At 63.7% G+C, this 16,902-nt stretch carries 10 protein-coding genes and 1 pseudogene; 3 read left to right on the forward strand and 8 right to left on the reverse strand.

The features are described from left to right. Positions 1–2: 2 nt before the first annotated feature. A complete protein-coding gene (locus PFEN_RS07060; protein WP_191486188.1) occupies positions 3–2,537 on the forward strand; it encodes a PepSY domain-containing protein in 2,535 nt (844 codons plus the stop codon). 193 nt (positions 2,538–2,730) lie between these two features. Here PFEN_RS07060 and PFEN_RS07065 read toward each other — a convergent pair whose 3' ends face one another. From PFEN_RS07065 to ptsP, 3 genes are read right to left on the reverse strand one after another with little or no spacing between them, the layout of a single operon-like run. After that, positions 2,731–4,473 carry a PTS fructose-like transporter subunit IIB gene (locus PFEN_RS07065; RefSeq protein WP_191486189.1) on the reverse strand — a complete coding sequence of 581 codons (1,743 nt, stop codon included), beginning with the start codon at positions 4,471–4,473 and terminating at the stop codon, positions 2,731–2,733. Continuing rightward, complete coding sequence (gene pfkB, locus PFEN_RS07070) at positions 4,473–5,426, reverse strand: 1-phosphofructokinase (RefSeq protein ID WP_191486190.1); 954 nt, start codon at positions 5,424–5,426, stop codon at positions 4,473–4,475. Before pfkB ends, PFEN_RS07065 begins: the two co-directional genes overlap by 1 nt. Next, positions 5,426–8,287 carry a phosphoenolpyruvate--protein phosphotransferase gene (gene ptsP / locus PFEN_RS07075; protein ID WP_191486191.1) on the reverse strand — a complete coding sequence of 954 codons (2,862 nt, stop codon included), beginning with the start codon at positions 8,285–8,287 and terminating at the stop codon, positions 5,426–5,428. Before ptsP ends, pfkB begins: the two co-directional genes overlap by 1 nt. 400 nt (positions 8,288–8,687) lie before the next feature. On the opposite strand from ptsP, the gene cra reads away from it, so the two are divergent. Continuing rightward, positions 8,688–9,683, forward strand: a complete 996-nt coding sequence (gene cra / locus PFEN_RS07080; protein WP_191486192.1) for a catabolite repressor/activator — start codon at positions 8,688–8,690, stop codon at positions 9,681–9,683. Positions 9,684–9,685: 2 nt separating this feature from the next. Beyond that, entirely contained in the window at positions 9,686–10,477 is a 792-nt protein-coding gene (locus PFEN_RS07085; protein WP_191486193.1) for a TatD family hydrolase, read from the forward strand. 18 nt (positions 10,478–10,495) lie between these two features. Here the strand turns inward: PFEN_RS07085 and PFEN_RS31360 are convergent, their stop codons facing one another. From PFEN_RS31360 to PFEN_RS07105, 5 genes and pseudogenes are all read right to left on the reverse strand, one after another. Then, complete coding sequence (locus PFEN_RS31360; RefSeq protein ID WP_412071408.1) at positions 10,496–11,425, reverse strand: methyl-accepting chemotaxis protein; 930 nt, start codon at positions 11,423–11,425, stop codon at positions 10,496–10,498. Continuing rightward, a pseudogene (locus tag PFEN_RS31365) lies at positions 11,402–12,577 on the reverse strand (methyl-accepting chemotaxis protein); the annotation flags it as partial. The gene PFEN_RS31360 and the pseudogene PFEN_RS31365, both read right to left, overlap by 24 nt. A gap of 258 nt (positions 12,578–12,835) precedes the next feature. Continuing rightward, positions 12,836–13,672: a regulatory signaling modulator protein AmpE gene (gene ampE, locus PFEN_RS07095; RefSeq protein ID WP_191486195.1), complete on the reverse strand. Its 837-nt coding sequence runs from the start codon at positions 13,670–13,672 to the stop codon at positions 12,836–12,838. Continuing rightward, a complete protein-coding gene (gene ampD / locus PFEN_RS07100) occupies positions 13,669–14,232 on the reverse strand; it encodes a 1,6-anhydro-N-acetylmuramyl-L-alanine amidase AmpD (RefSeq protein WP_191486196.1) in 564 nt (187 codons plus the stop codon). Before ampD ends, ampE begins: the two co-directional genes overlap by 4 nt. A 129-nt stretch (positions 14,233–14,361) precedes the next feature. Beyond that, on the reverse strand, positions 14,362–16,569 hold the full coding sequence (locus PFEN_RS07105; protein ID WP_191486197.1) for a DUF1631 domain-containing protein: 2,208 nt from the start codon (positions 16,567–16,569) through the stop codon (positions 14,362–14,364). Positions 16,570–16,902 lie beyond the last annotated feature (333 nt).

The raw sequence follows: 16,902 nt of genomic DNA on the forward strand, positions 1-16,902 counted from the left end.
CCGTGTTGAAGAAAACACTGTTCCAACTGCACTGGTTGTTCGGCATTACCGCCGGGCTGGTGCTGGCCTTCATGGGGATCACCGGTGCCGCGGTGTCCTTCCAGGACGAGCTGTTGCGCCTGCTCAATCCCAGCGTCCTGCAACTCGAGGTGCCGGCACATGGCGAGGCCCTGCCGCCGGCCGAACTGGTGCGCCGACTCGAAGCTCGCGAAGGCAAGAGCGTCGCCATGCTCTGGGTCGAACCCCACGGCGACAGCGCCGCGCGGGTCGCTTTCACGGCCCCGCCCGGTGAACGTCGTGGGCAGATGCGCTACTTCGACCCCTACACCGCGGACTACCAGGGTGATGCGCGGGGCCAGGCATTCTTCGGCCTGATGCTGCAACTGCACCGTTTCCTCGCCCTGGGCGATAGCGGCCGGCAGATCACCGGCGCGTGCACGCTGATGCTGGTGTTCTTCTGCCTCTCCGGACTCTATCTGCGCTGGCCGCGCCAAGCCCTGAACTGGCGGGTCTGGCTGACCTTCGACTGGGCGAAACGAGGTCGCGCCTTCAACTGGAACCTGCACGCGGTCGCCGGCACCTGGTGCCTGCTGCTCTACCTGCTATCGGCGCTGACCGGCCTGTCCTGGTCCTATGAGTGGTACAACAACGGCCTGAACAAACTGCTGGCCGACTCACCGCTGCAACAACGCCGCGCCGGACCGCGCCAGCCACCACCCCCCAGCGGCCCGGCCCCCGGCGCCGACTACGCGGCCATCTGGGCCAGTATCCAGCGCGCCGCCGGCCCCGACCTCAGCGCCTACAATATTCGCCTGCCACAGGTCGCCGGACAACCGGCGACGGTCTACTACCTGCTCAAGGATTCGCCCCATGAGCGCGCCCTCAACCAGATCAACCTGGACCCGCTCAGCGGCGCCATCCGCGACCATTTGCGCTACGCCGACCAAAGCTTCAAGGCGCAACTGCTGACCAGCGTCTACGCGCTGCACGTCGGCAGCTACTTCGGGATCAGCGGCCGGATCCTGCTGACACTGTCGAGCCTGAGCATGCCGCTGTTTTTCGTTACCGGCTGGCTGCTGTACCTGGATCGACGGCGCAAGCAACGCCAGGTCACGCGGGCCCGCCAGGACCTGCAAGCGCAGCACGACGACAGACCGGCCTGGCTGATCGGCTTCGCCAGCCAAAGCGGTTTCGCCGAACAGTTGGCCTGGCAGAGCGCCAGTCAGTTGCAGGCGGCCGGCTTACCGGTACAGGTCCGCCCCCTGGCCGAGATCAAGGCGCGGGACTTGCGCGAATCAGCCCAGGCGTTGTTCGTCATCAGCACTTTCGGCGACGGCGAAGCGCCGGACAGCGCACGCGGGTTCGAACGCAGGATACTCGGCCAGCCGCTGTCTCTCGGCGCCTTGAACTATTCGGTGCTGGCCCTCGGCGACCGGCAATACCAGCACTTCTGCGGTTTCGCCCGACGCCTGCATCAATGGCTGGAAGAACGCGGCGGCAGCCCCCTGTTCGCCCCGATCGAAGTCGACAACGGCGATCCCTACGCCCTGCGCTACTGGCAACAGCAGCTCAACCAACTGACCGGCGGCGCGCCCCTGAAGACCTCGCAGGCATCGAGTTTCACTCACTGGACCTTGCACCGGCGCGAGCTACTCAATCCGGGTAGCAGCGGTTCCGCTGTCTACCTGCTGGGCCTGACGCCCCCCACGCCCCTCTCCTGGCAAGCCGGCGACCTGGTGGAAATGTTGCCACGCCAGAGCCCCCTGGCGGTGCGGCGTTTCCTCGCCGGACTCGGGCTTGAGGCCGACAGCCCGGTGCACGTCGACGGCTTGTCGGAAAGCCTCGCCCAGGCCCTGGGCGCACGCCAGTTGCCGGAGAGTCGGGCCCACCTGCTCGGCCTGCATGCCCAGGCGTTGGTGGACGCACTGGTACCGCTGGGCCCGCGCGAATACTCCATCGCGTCGATTGAGAGCGATGGGCAACTGGAACTGCTCGTGCGCCAGGAGCGGTATGCCGATGGCAGCCTGGGCCTGGGTTCGGGGTGGCTGACCGAGCATGCGCCACCGGCTGGCGGCATCAGCCTGCGGTTGCGACGCAACAGTGGTTTTCATCTACCGGCAACGCCGTGCCCGCTGATTCTGTTGGGCAACGGCACCGGCCTGGCGGGATTGCGCAGCTTGCTCAAGGCGCGTATTGCCGATGGTCAGCGCGATAACTGGTTGTTGTTCGGCGAGCGCAATATCGCTCACGACTTCCACTGCGCCGACGAATTGCGCGGCTGGCTCGCCAGCGGTGACCTGGCGCGCCTGGACCTGGCGTTTTCCCGCGACCAAGCGGAAAAAATCTATGTCCAGGATCGTCTGCGCGAAGCCTCGGATGAACTGCGCCAATGGCTGGCGAAAGGGGCGGCGATCTATGTCTGCGGTAGCTTGCGGGGGATGGCGGCGGGAGTTGAGCGGGTGCTGCAGGAACTGCTCGGGACCAAGGCCGTCGAGCAATTGATCGAGCAAGGGCGCTATCGACGGGATGTGTACTGAGGCCCGCCCGACACATCGAGTGATCCGTCATCGTCAGAACCGACGCCTTCGCTGGCAAGCCAGGTTCCTACAGGTTTTGTGTCGTACGTAAGGATTGCGTTCGACCACGTACTGTAGGAGCAGGGCTTGTCGGATCGCCGCAGCGCCGCGAAGGCGGCGTAACAGTCGCCACAACATCTGAAGCCGAACACAATTACGCCCGCGCCGGCTCCGCCGTCAACTCGACGACCTCCGGCCGCTTGAGCAACGCATAAGCCAGCGCCGTCAGCAAGCTGCCTGCAACAATCGCCAGCAGATACAGCAACGTGTGATTGATCGCATTCGGGATCAGCATCACGAACAAGCCACCGTGAGGCGCCATCAGCTTGCAGCCGAAATACATCGACAAGGCCCCTGTCAGCGCACCGCCAGCAATACTCGCCGGAATCACCCGCAACGGGTCCTTGGCCGCAAACGGAATCGCGCCTTCGGAGATAAAGCACAGCCCCAGCACGAACGCCGCCTTGCCCGCCTCGCGCTCACTCTGGGCAAACTTGTGCCGCGCAATCAGCGTGGCGATGCCCAGGCCGATCGGTGGCACCATGCCCGCCGCCATGGTCGCCGCCATCGGCGCATAACTCTGCGATGCCAGCAGGCCAACCGAGAACGCATAAGCCGCCTTGTTGATCGGCCCACCGAGGTCGACGCACATCATCCCGCCCAGCAGCACCCCAAGCAGAATGGCGTTGGTGGTGCCCATGCTGTCGAGGAAATGCGTCAGCCCTTCGAGCATCCCCGCCACTGGTTTGCCCACCACGTAGATCATCACCAGGCCAGTGAACAGGCTGGCCAGCAATGGAATGATCAGGATCGGCTTCAAGGCTTCAAGACTGCTGGGTAGCCGCGCATAACGATTGATCGCCTTGGCGCTGTAGCCGGCGAGAAAACCGGCGACGATCCCGCCGATAAAACCCGCCCCCAGGGTGCTCGCCAACAGGCCGCCGATCATCCCCGGCGCCAGGCCCGGACGGTCGGCAATCGAGTAGGCGATGTAGCCGGCCAGCAATGGCACCATCAACTTGAACGCGCTTTCACCGCCGATCTGCATCAAGGCCGCCGCCAGTGTGCCCGGCTCCTTGAAGGCGGTGATGCCAAAAACGAACGACAACGCGATCATCAGACCGCCCGCCACCACCATCGGCAACATGAACGAAACACCGGTCAGCAGGTGTTTGTAGACACCGGTTTTTTCCTGCTTGGCCGGGGCCCCGGCATTGCCTGCCATGGCCTGCTCCGGCCGTCCTTCGGCCAGGGCCTTGTTGAGGGTCGCGTCCGGTTGCTTCAAGGCGATACCGGTACCGCAACGGTAGATTTTCTTGCCGGCGAAACGCTCGGTGGCCACTTCGATATCCGCCGCCAGCAACACGACATCGGCCTCGGCAATCGCTTCCGTGCTCAGCGGGTTGCGGGCGCCAACGGAGCCCTGGGTTTCCACCTGCAACTCATAGCCCAGGCGCTTGGCCGACTGCTGCAAGGCTTCGGCGGCCATGAAGGTGTGGGCCACGCCTGTCGGACAAGCGGTCACCGCCACCAGCCGCGGCGCGCGCTTGAGCGCCGCAACCGGTTCGGCCGCGCGTTCGGGCGCGACAAATACCCGGGCCTCTTCGGCCCCCCGCCGCAACACCGCCTCGACATCCTGCAAGGCCTGGGACGGGGTACTTTGAAACACCCGCTTGCCGATAAACCGCGACATGTCCACCGGCATGCTGCTGACCAGCAATACCCATTCGGCCGCCTCAAGCGTCGCCGCCGACAGCTGGCGTTCCGGGTGCTGCTCGTCGTGGACCTCGACGCTGGTGCTCCAGCCCTGGCGCTGGGCCGCCGCATCAAGCAGGCGGGCACACAACACACTGGTAACCATGCCGTTCGGGCAGGCGGTAACAATGGCTAATTTCATCACTTTCCCTCTTCTTGTTCTGTCAGGGCCTGCACGTGGACGCCGCTTTCAAGCCGCGCCAACTGCGCCCTGTCGCTGATGCCGAAACCGATCTGGGTCACCGCCTGGGCGGCAATCGCGGTGGCGGTGCGCAGGGTCTGCTCGGCGGAGTGCCCGCTGAGCAGCCCGTGCAGCATGCCCGCCAACAGCGAATCGCCGGCGCCAACCGTGCTGGCGACTTTCACTTTCGGCGGCAAGGCCTGCAAAGACAACGCGCTGGAAAACCAGTTCACCCCTTCGGCACCATGGGAAATCACCACGTGCTCGATCCCCTGGGCATGCAGCCGCGCGGCGATTTCGGCTTGGTCGCGCAAGGCGCTCGCGGGCATCTGCAAGGCCTCGGCGAGCTCCTCGCCGTTGGGTTTGATCAGCCAGGGCGCCGCCACGAGACCCGCACGCAACGCCTCGCCGCTGGTATCCAGGGCGACTTTCAGACCGAGGTGTTTCAAGCGCAGCAGCAGCGCTTGCAACCACTCGCAACTCACCCCTTGCGGCAGGCTGCCGGCCACTACCACGGCGTCGTGTCCCGGGGCGATCAGCTCGAGTTTGTCCAGCAGGGCTTGCCGCGCCTGTTCGCTGACCAGGGGCCCCGGGCCATTGACATCGGTGATCCGCCCATCATGCTCGGCCAGCTTGATATTGCTGCGGGTTTCCCCCGGCACCCGGACAAAGGCATCGACAAAGCCACGCCGCGCCATCAGTGCCTCGAACGCTTGCGGATTGCTGTCGCCGAGAAAGCCGCCCACGGTCAGTTGATGCCCCAGGTCAGCCAGCACCTGGGCCACATTCAGGCCTTTGCCGGCGGCGTGAGTGTGCATCGCTTCGCTACGGTTGACCTGGCCCGGCTCCAGCCGCGCCAACTGCACGGTCAGGTCCAGCGCCGGGTTCAGGGTCAGGGTCAGGATCCGCGCCATTACAAAGCCTCCACGAGGGCACGCACTTCATCGCCGCTGCCCACCACCAAGGCAGCCTGGGCCAGCGCTTGTGCCTGGGGCAGATTCAGCTCGCGCACCCGCGCCTTGACCTCGGGAATGCTGCGCGCCGAAACGCTCAATTCATCCACGCCCAACCCCACCAGCACCGGCACCGCCAAGGGGTCCGCCGCCAACTCGCCGCACACGCCGACCCATTTGCCATGGGCATGGGCCGCGCGCACCGTGATATCGATCAGTTGCAGCACCGCCGGGTGCAGGCCATCGGCCTGGGCCGAAAGAGTCGGATGACCACGGTCGATGGCCAGGGTGTATTGGGTCAGGTCGTTGGTGCCAACGCTGAAGAAATCCACTTCCTTGGCCAGCACCGGTGCCAGCAGCGCCGCCGAAGGCACCTCGATCATGATCCCCAGTTGCAGGTCGGCCACCGGGATTTCCTGGCGCAGACGCTCGGTCATGTCACGGGCCTGGCGCCACTCGGCGACGCTGCCGACCATCGGGAACATGATCCGCAATGGACGGTTGTCGGCGGCACGAAGCAAGGCGCGCAACTGCCCTTCCATGATCTGCGGGCGTTGCAGGGTCAGGCGAATGCCGCGGACACCGAGGAAGGGGTTTTCCTCCTTGGCGATCGGCCAGTAAGGCAGCGGTTTGTCGCCGCCCACATCGAGGGTCCGCACCACCAGCGGACGCCCCGCCAAGCCATCGAACACGCGACGGTATTCGGCTTCCTGGGTCGCCTCGTCCGGTGCCTGTTGATGAGCCATGAAGATCAGTTCGGTGCGCAGCAGGCCAATGCCCTCGGCGCCCTGCTCCACCGCGCTGGCGACGCCGGCGCTTTCGCCGATATTGGCGAAGACTTCAACTGCGTGACCATCGCGGGTCAGCGCCAATTCGTGACGTTGCTCCGAGGCCAGGCGCAGACGCTGTTCGCGGGTGTCACGTTCCTGCCGGGCACGCTGCAAGGTCGCCGCATCCGGCGACACATGCAGGCGACCGCGCTGCCCGTCGATCAGCAAGGAAGTGCCAGGGGCCAGCAGCAACACCGCCTCGCCAGCCCCGACCAGGGCCGGAATACCCAGGGCCCGCGCCACGATCGCACTGTGGGCCGTGGCCCCGCCGCGCGCGGTGAGAATCCCGGCGACCCGCGCCGGATCCAGCCGCGCCACGTCCGAAGGACCGACTTCATCCATCACCAGCACATAAGGCTGATCGGGTTCGGCCAGGGTTTCGACGCCGCACAGTTGCGCCAGCACGCGCCGGCCGACATCCCGCAGATCCGCCGCGCGCTCGGCCAGCAAGGCATCCTGCAACGCCTCCTGCTGTCGGGCCGCCGCCTCGATCACCGCCATCCAGCCGGCCTCGGCGCTTTCGCCCTGCTTGAGACGGGCTTCGACGTCATCACTCAGCTCCGGATCGTCGAGCATTTCCTGGTGGGTGATGAAGATTTCCCGGATCGCCTTGGCCTTGCTGCGCTGGATCAGGCCTTCGATATCCTGGCGCACCAGATCCAGGGCCTGTTGCAAGCGCTGGCGCTCGACCAGCGCCGACTCACCGCGCAGCGGGTAATCGAACTGTGCCAGCACCTGGACATGCGCCGGGCCGATAGCGATCCCCGGCGCGGCGGCGATGGCCTGGAGCTGGCTGCCGGCACTCGGGGCAAGCAACGGCACCAGCACTTCCGCCACCACCGGGGCCGCGGCGCTGACCGCCGGCAACGGCTCGATTTCCTCGCCGAGCCCCTCCGCCACCGCCGCCAGGAGCGCGGGCAAGGCATCCGCGGCGATGCTCGGTTCAGCAATGAATTCGAGTACCTGGGCACGCCGCGCGCCGAGGCTGAGCAACTTGCTCAGGCTTTTCACCGACACCGCGCCGCCCGCGCCATCGACGATACGCACGCGAATATCGCCGTCGAAATTTTTCGCCAACTGCGCCAGGATTTTCGCCGGCCGGGCATGCAAACCATGGGCATTGGCCAAGGCGATGCGCGCGCTCGGCCAATCGGCCGGCAGCTCACCGCCAAGGACTTCAAGCACCGCGCGACTGCTGGTGGCACGCCCCAGCTCCTGGCCACGGCCTTCGATCAGCAGCGCGCACAGGCGTTCGAGCAGGGCCTGGTGGGCTTCGCCGAGACTGGCCAGGCAGAACAGACCGCTGAGGGGCTGGCCGAGATAGCGAATCGGTTTGTTCGGGGTGACGAAGGCCAGGCCCGGACGCTTGACCGTCTGCTCACTGTGCAGCCACCACAAGCCGTCGCCCAAGGGCAAGGCTTCAACCTGCTGCAACACGGCGGCGAAACCATTGCTGACGCAATCGGCCTGACGCAACAGACGCGCGCCGCGCCAGACCAGTTCCTCGAAATCTTCAGCGGCCACGCCCAGGCCGATCATCTGTGCATCCAGCGCCAGCTCCTGCGGCGCGCCCTGCAGCAGCTTCAACAGCGCTTCGGCGGAACTGGCACGACGCAGGGCCTGGCCCAGATCGGTTTCGCCAAGGGCCCGGGTCAGCAGTTGCAGCAGGCGCAAGTGTTCGTCGGAACGTGCCGCGATACCGATGGCCAGGTAGACGATCTGGCCGTCGCCCCAGTCCACGCCCTCGGGAAACTGCAGCAGGCGCACCCCGGTGGCGAACACCTGGTCGCGGGTTTCCGGCGTACCGTGGGGAATCGCAATGCCTTGGCCGAGAAAGGTCGAGCCCTGAGTTTCACGAGCCTGCAAACCCGCCAGGTAACCCTCGGCCACCAGGCCATCGGCCACCAGTTTGTTCGCGAGCAGTTGCAGGGCCGCAGACTTGTCCACGGCCGACTGGCCCATGGAAATCTGCTCTACGGTGAGCTCGAGCATGCCTTTCTCCTATTCAGCGTCAGCTGGACGCTAGGTATTGTTTTGAATGAATCAGCTTAGGCGGATGGCCCGAACAATGTGCAACGGTCTTTCGGCAGGACCGTGACACGGGCCGAATATCGCAAAAATACGCCTGCTGAAACGTTTAATCTAGAGTGTTCGACACGTTACTCGATTATCGTCCGCCATTGAAGCCCCGCAGCACCGGCAAAACACAAGGGTAAACCAGGCGTCGACGCGGCATTCGAAGATCTCAAGTCTTCCACATCGGGATTGCGTAGACCCCACGACTGAAATTCCGTCGTCTTTTGACAACAGGACGACGAAGGTCGGCTGCTGGAATAGGATACGATCAGCGAAAATGCGGACATGATCCGCAACAAAATAAGGAATTCCCCGCTTGAAACTCAGTGATATCGCCCAACTGGCCGGTGTGTCGGTTACCACCGCCAGCTACGTGATCAACGGCAAGGCCGAGCAACAACGTATCAGCAGCAGCACCGTGGAACGGGTGCGGGCCGTGGTCGAACAGCATGGCTTCACGCCCAACCCGCAGGCCGCCGGGCTGCGCAGTCGGAATACGCGCACCCTGGGGTTCATTCTGCCGGACCTGGAAAACCCCAGTTACGCGCGCATTGCCAAGCTGCTGGAGCAAGGTGCCCGCGCCCGTGGCTATCAGTTGCTGATCGCCAGCTCCGACGACGCTCCCGACAGCGAGCGGCAATTGCTGCAACTGTTCCGCGCGCGGCGCTGCGATGCGCTGTTTGTCGCCAGTTGCCTGCCAGCCGATGATGACAGCTATCGCCAGTTGCAAGCGCGGGGTATACCGGTGATTGCCATCGACCGGGAAATGGAACCGGCGCACTTTTGCTCGGTGGTCAGTGATGACCGTCAGGCCAGCCTGCAACTGACCCGCAGCCTGCTGCAACCCTTGCCACGGCATATCGCCCTGATCGGCGCCCGCTCCGAGTTGAGCATCAGCCGCCAGCGCGCCGCCGGTTTCCAGGAGGCCTTGAAGGGCTTCAAGGGCGAGGTCCTGATTGAACATGGCGAGGCGTTCAGCCGCGAATGCGGGCGCCAGTTGATGGACGACCTGGTCAAGCGCCTCGGCCATCTGCCGGATGCCCTGGTCACCACCTCCTACGTCCTGTTGCAAGGCGTGTTCGATGCCCTGCACGATCACCCGCTGCAACCGCAGCCCCTGCGCCTGGGCACCTTCGGCGATACTCAACTGCTGGACTTCCTGCCCTTGCCGGTCAACGCCATGGCCCAACAGCATCGACTGATTGCCGAAAAGGCCCTGGAACTGGCCCTGGCCGCCATCGAGGAAAAGGATTACCAGCCGGGCGTCCAGGCGATTGCCCGGACCTTCAAGCAGCGAATCCACGAGGCCTGAAGGTGGAGCTGATCGACACCCACACCCACCTCGACTTTGTCGATTTCGACGCCGATCGCCACGCGGTCCTCGAACGCAGCCGTGCCCTGGGTGTCGGACGGATGGTGGTGCTGGGGGTTTATCAGAAGAATTGGCAGCGGCTCTGGGACCTGACGCAAAGCGATCCGTGGCTGTATGCCGCGTTCGGCCTGCACCCGGTGTACCTGGACGAGCATCGCCCGGCCGACCTCAACGAACTGGGCGACTGGCTGAGCCGTTGCGCCGGTCATCCGCAGCTGTGCGCGGTGGGAGAATTCGGCCTGGATTATTTTCTGCCGCAGCTGGATCGCCAACGCCAGCAAGCGCTGTTCGAAGCCCAGCTGAAACTGGCGGCCGACTTCGCCCTGCCGGCGCTGCTGCATGTGCGCCGAAGCCACGCGGCGACCATTGCCACCCTCAAGCGCTTTCGCCTGGCCCGCGGCGGCATCATCCATGCCTTCGCCGGTAGTCGCGAGGAAGCCAGGGAATACCTCAAGCTGGGCTTCAAGCTGGGCCTGGGCGGTGCCGGCACCTGGCCGCAAGCCTTGCGCCTGAGCAAGGTCATCGCCGACCTGCCGCTGGACAGCGTGGTGCTGGAAACCGATTCGCCGGACATGGCGCCGGTGATGTTCGCCGGCCAGCGTAACAGCCCCGAGCACTTGCCGGCGATTTGCGCGGCCCTGGCCGGCCTGATGAGCGTGAGCCCGGAAACCCTGGCGAACGCCAGTACGACTAATGCTTGCGCACTCTTTAACTGGTCGCCGGTTGCGGCCTGAACGCCGGCAAGCCCCGCTTCAGACCCTGAACGCGCCGATCAATTGCTTGAGCTCCACCACCTGCACCGAGAGCAGGCGACTGGCGCTTTCGGTCTGGTGCGCGCCCTCGGCCGTCCGTTCGCCAGCCCGGTTGATCTCGACGATATTCTGGTCAATATCGTGGGCCACGGCGGTTTGCTGCTCGACGGCGGCGGCGATCTGCTGGTTCTGATCGACGATCAGGCCCACCGCGCCGAGGATATTTTCCAGCGCCTGCTGGACTTTTTCCGACTGGCTCACCGTACTGCTGGCCATCCCATGACTGATGCCCATGGCTTTCACCGCCGCGCCCACGCCGCCGTGGAGTCGGCTGATCATCTGCTCGATTTCCTCGGTCGACTGCTGGGTGCGCTTGGCCAGGGTACGCACCTCATCGGCCACCACCGCAAAGCCCCGCCCCTGTTCACCGGCACGGGCCGCCTCGATGGCGGCGTTGAGGGCCAGCAGGTTGGTCTGCTCGGCGATGCTCTTGATCACTTCCAGGACCCGGCTGATGGACTGGCTATCGGTGGCCAGTTGATTGATGACCCGTACCGACTGATCGATCTCGCCGGCCAATTGCGCGATGCTGTTCTGTTGCGATTCGACCAGGCCACGGCCGCTGAGGGTTTCGCCGTTGACGCTGTGGGCGCTGCTGACCGCGGCCGCCGCACTGCGGGCCACCTCCTGGGCGGTGGCCGACATCTGGTTCATGGCGGTCGCCACCTGCTCGATCTGGCTGCGCTGGCCGGCCACCGCCTGGTTGCTGCGGGCCGACACCGACTCGACCTGCCCGGCCTGGCGCTCGACCTCAGTGACGGTCTGCCCGACCCGTTCGATCAGGTCATGGATTTTCGCCACGGTACCATTGAACACATCCCCCAGTTCGCCCAGCTCATCGCGGCTATGGGCAATGAAATTGACCGTCATGTCGCCGGCCGCCACCTTGTTCATCATTTCCCCCAGGCGCCGCAGGGTCGTCCGGGTCGAGGCGTAGAAACCGCCATACAAGTAGACGATGGAAAAGAACACCGCCGCCAGCGCGAGCACCAGCCACAGCATGTGCAGGCGATTCTGCGCCAGGCGCTGTTCGAGCTCCTGGCCGAGATAGGCCAGGGTCGCATCGTTGAGCTGGTAGGTTTGCGCCATCAATGCGCTGACCTGATCGTAGAACGCCGGCCACGGTGCCTCGAGGGTTTCGGCCATGACCACTTGCTCTTCGAACAACTCGCTGCCTTTTTTCAACGATGCCTTGCTGGTGGCGGCCAGCGTGTCCAGGGCGGCGTGGGCATTTTTACTGGTACCCAGGGCATCCTGGAGTTTCAGGGCGTACTCGGCCTGTAATTTCTCGATCTGCTGCAACAGTTCGTCGAAACGCGTGCTCGACGCCGAATTGAGAAAACCCTGGCCCAGGGAATAAGCGCCAATGGAGCGACCTTCGCCAAGAATCTGCGTCACTTGCGGTGTCACACCGGTGACCAGCTCACTCAACTGCCGCAGATCGCTCTGGTTATCGCGGCTGAGCCCCGCCTGACTGGCGACGATCTGGCTGAATATCTGCGCCTTGGCGAGCAGCTTGGTGATCAGCGCGCTTTTGCTTAGCAAGGAGGTTTCGGCCTGCTGGGCCTTGAAGGCAGCGATCATTTCATCGCGCTTGGCGTTGAAGGCCTCGACCTGTTCCGCGTCGAGCGTCACTGGCGCCAGGCCTTGCAAACGGGCCAGGAGATTTTGCTCCAGGACGTGGATCTTGCCCTCCAGATCCCCCGCCTTGCCGGATTGACCGAGCACCGCGTCGATCTGTACCTGGTTGTTCAGGGTTTCCAGATCACCTCGCAGGGTCAGGCTGGCGCCGAGCAGGTCGAGGCTTTGCAGCTCGATCTGGGTGCCGGAGAATTCGCGATAGGAATCGCGCACCAGGTAGAAGTTGGTCACCAGCATCGGCACAAAGAACAGCACGCTGATCAGGCTGAACTTCATCCCGAAGCTCAGGCGGTTCATCAGGGCGACGGCGGGATATAGCAAGCTCTTCACTGGAATGCTCCCTTTCGTATTATTTTTATAGTGGCAGGCACGGCAAGGCATAAAGCCAGTATCCGCAGCTACTGCCTGTATAACTTAATTTGAAAGAGAGTTTTGTAACTTAAGGTTAATGCCGCTTCGCCCGCGGTGGCCGCCTGACCGAGTGCGTTGGATTGACTTTGAAAGCACCGCGAAACCTGTAGCCAGCTTGCTGGCGATGGGGTGTCAGCCTTGCATCGCCTGATCGACCGCTATCGCCAGCAAGCTGGCTCCTACATTAGATTCCGCGGTGTTTGGGGGGAGCAGTGCGCGCCCCGGGAGTCAGATCAGTACGGTCCAGAGAGCAAACCCGGCATACCAGAGCACCGCCGCGCGCAGCAGCAACTCCCACAGGCTGTCCAGGCTGGCGACGCCATCGGCGCCCACCACCGGCGCCGGGATTTCCCCGGCGACGCGCCCGACTTTCTCGATCAATTGCCGCGCGGTGATGTCCCAGTTGAGCAACTCATGCAGCATCACCCGGCTGACTCCGACAAAGTTGCCCACCAGGGCCAGGCTGGCCGCCAGCAGGCGCACCGGCAACCAGTCGAAGGCGTGCCGCAGCAAGGTGGCGCGCTCCACCAGCGCCGGGCTCTGGCCATGCTGCACCGCCAGTGCCAGCAACCGATAACTCAACGCCGCCACCGGACCCAGCAGGAAATACCAGAAAATCACCACGAAGAAACTCTGGTAGGCCTGCCACAACAGATAGCCCTGGACCCGCTCCAGCAACTCGTCGCCGTTGTCGGCACACACATCCAGGTCACGCTTGGCCACATGCACGGCCGCCTGCACATCCTCCCGCCGCCAGGCATCGCGAAAGGGGCCGAGGGCCGCCAGCAAATCCCCACGCCCCAGGCTGTAGATAACCACCAGCAGGTGCACCGGCAGAGCCAGCAAGCCATACGCCAGCGGTTGCAGGACCATCAACAGCAGACCGAGCACGGCCACCGGCAACAGCACCAGCAGGATCAGCACCAGCCAGGGACGCCCAGCCGTCCGTGGCCCGGCTTCCAGCCTGGCCAGCTCCCGCAGCCAAGGGCCGTCACGCTGGACACGCTGGCGCAAGGCCGAGAACTTTTCGATCCAGACCGCCAGCAGCAACACCAGAAAACTCATTGTGACTCTCCTTTTTCCAACAGGGCGGCACGAAAACGTCCCCAATCGAATGCCGGCCCCGGATCGGTCTTGCGACCCGGGGCAATATCACTATGGCCACAAATCCGTTGCAGGGTTATGGCCGGGTAAGCGGCGCGTAGCTGGCGGGTCAAACTGATCAGCGCCGCGTACTGTGCGTCGGTGAAAGGCAGCTCATCGGTGCCTTCCAACTCGATGCCCAGGGAAAAATCGTTACAGGTTTCCCGCCCCTCGAAAGACGAAACCCCGGCATGCCAGGCACGCTCCAGACAGGAGACAAACTGAGTGACTATACCGTCACGCTCAATCAGAAAGTGCGCGGAAACGCGCAGGTCAGCGATGCCTTCAAAGTAGGAATGTTCGGTGACATCCAGGCGATTCTGGAAGAATTCCTGCACCTTGCCGGTGGCGAACTGCCCTGGCGGCAGGCTGATGTTATGGATCACCAGCAGGGAAATCTCCTCGGCCGGACGCTGATTGAAGTTGGGCGACGGACAGTGACGCACGTCCTGGCACCAACCGCTGGCGGGATCCAACTGCATACCGATTCCTTCGAAGACAAAAACGACAGGCTCAGTATGCCGCGATAGACACGCGGATGGATCAGCAATCCATGCTTATCCGGGAAATTTTCTCAACAGACGTCCAACGATGGGACACGCGCGGCGCACTCAGCGCGCCGTCATCCGCCGCAGGTTACCGATGACCGAGGCGAACGCCCGGTCGAACAGCAAGGCGTCGTCGAGCAACCGCACCGCGCCACGTCGAAACTCCACGGCCAGGGCTTGGGCCGTTCGCTCCAGCACCTTCATACCGGTACGATTGACGAAAATGTACTTGCCGCCCGGCTCGATGATCGCCGTCAGCTTGCAGCGCAGGCCGTTGTCCTCATCCTCGCGGATTTCCACCCATTGGCCGATACGCAATTGCCGGACCCAGAGCAGGCCGGCGTCATCGGCCGGCAACTCGAACGAGGTCTCTTCGCCCAGGCGCTCGTGCGGCGCACTCAGGACAATCTCCTCCACTATCTCCACCATCGCCGGCATCCGTGCATGCACCGGCGGCTCGGCGCTCTGCCTGGCCAGTTGCTGGAGCACCTGGACATGGAGGACTTCCAATTGGCTGAAAAATTCGCTGGTGGCGAAGGGATCGAACGCGGCGCTGGCCAGGCCGTCACGCAGCGCCTTGAGCAAGCCCGGGACCAACGCCAGCAGCTTGAGCCGGGCATCGACCGGGTCCTGCGGGTCGACACTCCAGATCAACTCGTCCATGGTCTGCAAGCCGGCCTGCCATTCGGCGGAGGCTTCGCCCTGCTTGAGCCAGGTCAACAGCAACACCTTGCTCCAGGCTTCCTGCAACAGGCGCACCACCACCTCGGGCAAGGTCTTGCCCAGCAGCCGCTCGTTCAACACGTGCTGGACCCGCTGGCGCGCCTGTTCGGCCTTGGCCCGGCCCTCTTCGGCATCCCGGGTGCGCTGTTCAAGCAATTCACTGCGACGGCGCTCGTCGCTGGTAAAAGCGAGGAACTCCACCAACAACTCGGAAAAGATCGCCGGATCGTCGACGAAATCATTCAACAGACGCTGCACGACCTGTTCGATGCGCACGTACAGGACATCGCGCTGCTGGTCGTCACGGGCGCCCCAGCCGAGGGCGGCGGAGGCGATTTCGTTCAACAGGCGGCGCGCCGGATGACTGCCGCGACTGAAGAAGCTCTTGTCCAGTACCGCCACTTTCAACATCGGAATCTGCAAGCGGCCAATCAACGCCTTCAGCGAATCGGGCAGGACACGGTCATCGAGGATAAATTCGAAGAGCATGGCGATCAGGTTGATCACGTCCTCGTCCATGCCCCCAACCACCCGGGACTTGCCGCTTTTCACGCTGACCCGGGTCAACAGTTGTTCCAGCTGGTTGCGCAGGTCGAAATCTTCCGCCGAACCAGGCTCCGGCACATATTGCTGCAGATGCGAGAGCAGGCGCAGCAAGTCGTTGGTGGAAATCGGCTGGGCCTCGCTGCCGGCCTCAAGCTTGGGGGCCATGCTGCCACGTACATGCAACAAGAGTTCCTGCAAGGCGCTGAACACCTCCTGCACGCTTTCATCCAGGGGCTTGGTACTGGTCGTCGGCGCCTGACGATCGCGGGTGCTGGCCGCTGACCGGTCGCTGGCACGCCGTGCCGGTGCGGCCTTGAGCTCCGGCAACACGCCAGTGGCGATCAGCAACTGATTGGCTTCGACATACAACTGGTCGGCGTCGCTGAGAACATATTTCTCGAACAGCTTGAGGACGATCAGCTTGACCTTGATCTCCACCCCGAGGTTGCGCCCGGCCTCGAGGAAATATTCACAGAGCATCGCCGGGCCCAGGGGATTGCTCGCATCGTCGACACGCCGGGTGATCAAGGCGTTGAGCCGGGTGCTGAGTTGTCCCAGGGCATGTCCATCGCGGCTGAGCACCTTGGCGACCATGGCGTCGAGGGCCACGGTGCGTTCGAGTTCATCGTTGGACACCAGCGCCAGGGCCTCGTAGGACACCGCCGTGGACAACGTCGGCTCACTGATGTCGTACCGGCCAAGACCGTCAAAAGCCTCGAAAAAACGCTGGAGAAAACCGCGCTCGATGCTCTTGCGCTTGAGGCGCAGGTCGCGCATGGCTTCGAAAAAGGTGTTCTGATCGACGTTGTTCAGGGCCTTGTCGGCCATTTCGAACAAGGTGTCGTCGGCGTTATCGAACAGCACCTGCAAGCCTTGCTTGAGCTGCAGCGCGGCCTTGTCACGCACCTGGACGAGAACCACCGGCAAACGGGCAAGCGGCGACGACGTCGCTTGATCCTCGGTAGCGTTGTGCAAAGGCACAACCTTTCCGTCAATGTGCATCAAAGCCTCCTGCAGCAGCGGTTCTGTCAGTTCGTTGTGAAAGATCCGTCTAGGCGGGGTGGGCAAAATGGCTCACGGCCGCTTCTCGATGAGCGCATTCAGGCGCTCAACGGCTATCAATGATCAGGGGCATCACAGGGACGTCAAAGCTATGACGTCAATTACAAGGCAGACTATCGTGTAAAAGATGTCATTTTTACCAGCCCTCTGCAATTCCTTTTCATAAATGCATAAGAACAGACCACAGAACTGGCAAAACGCTCACGACAAGCGACCAAAGGAGCCAGGAAAGACGGCTGCCAGGCCACACGCCTTGGGTTGGGTGACCCCCAG

Source organism: Pseudomonas sp. FEN (assembly GCF_904067045.1).
GTDB lineage: Bacteria > Pseudomonadota > Gammaproteobacteria > Pseudomonadales > Pseudomonadaceae > Aquipseudomonas.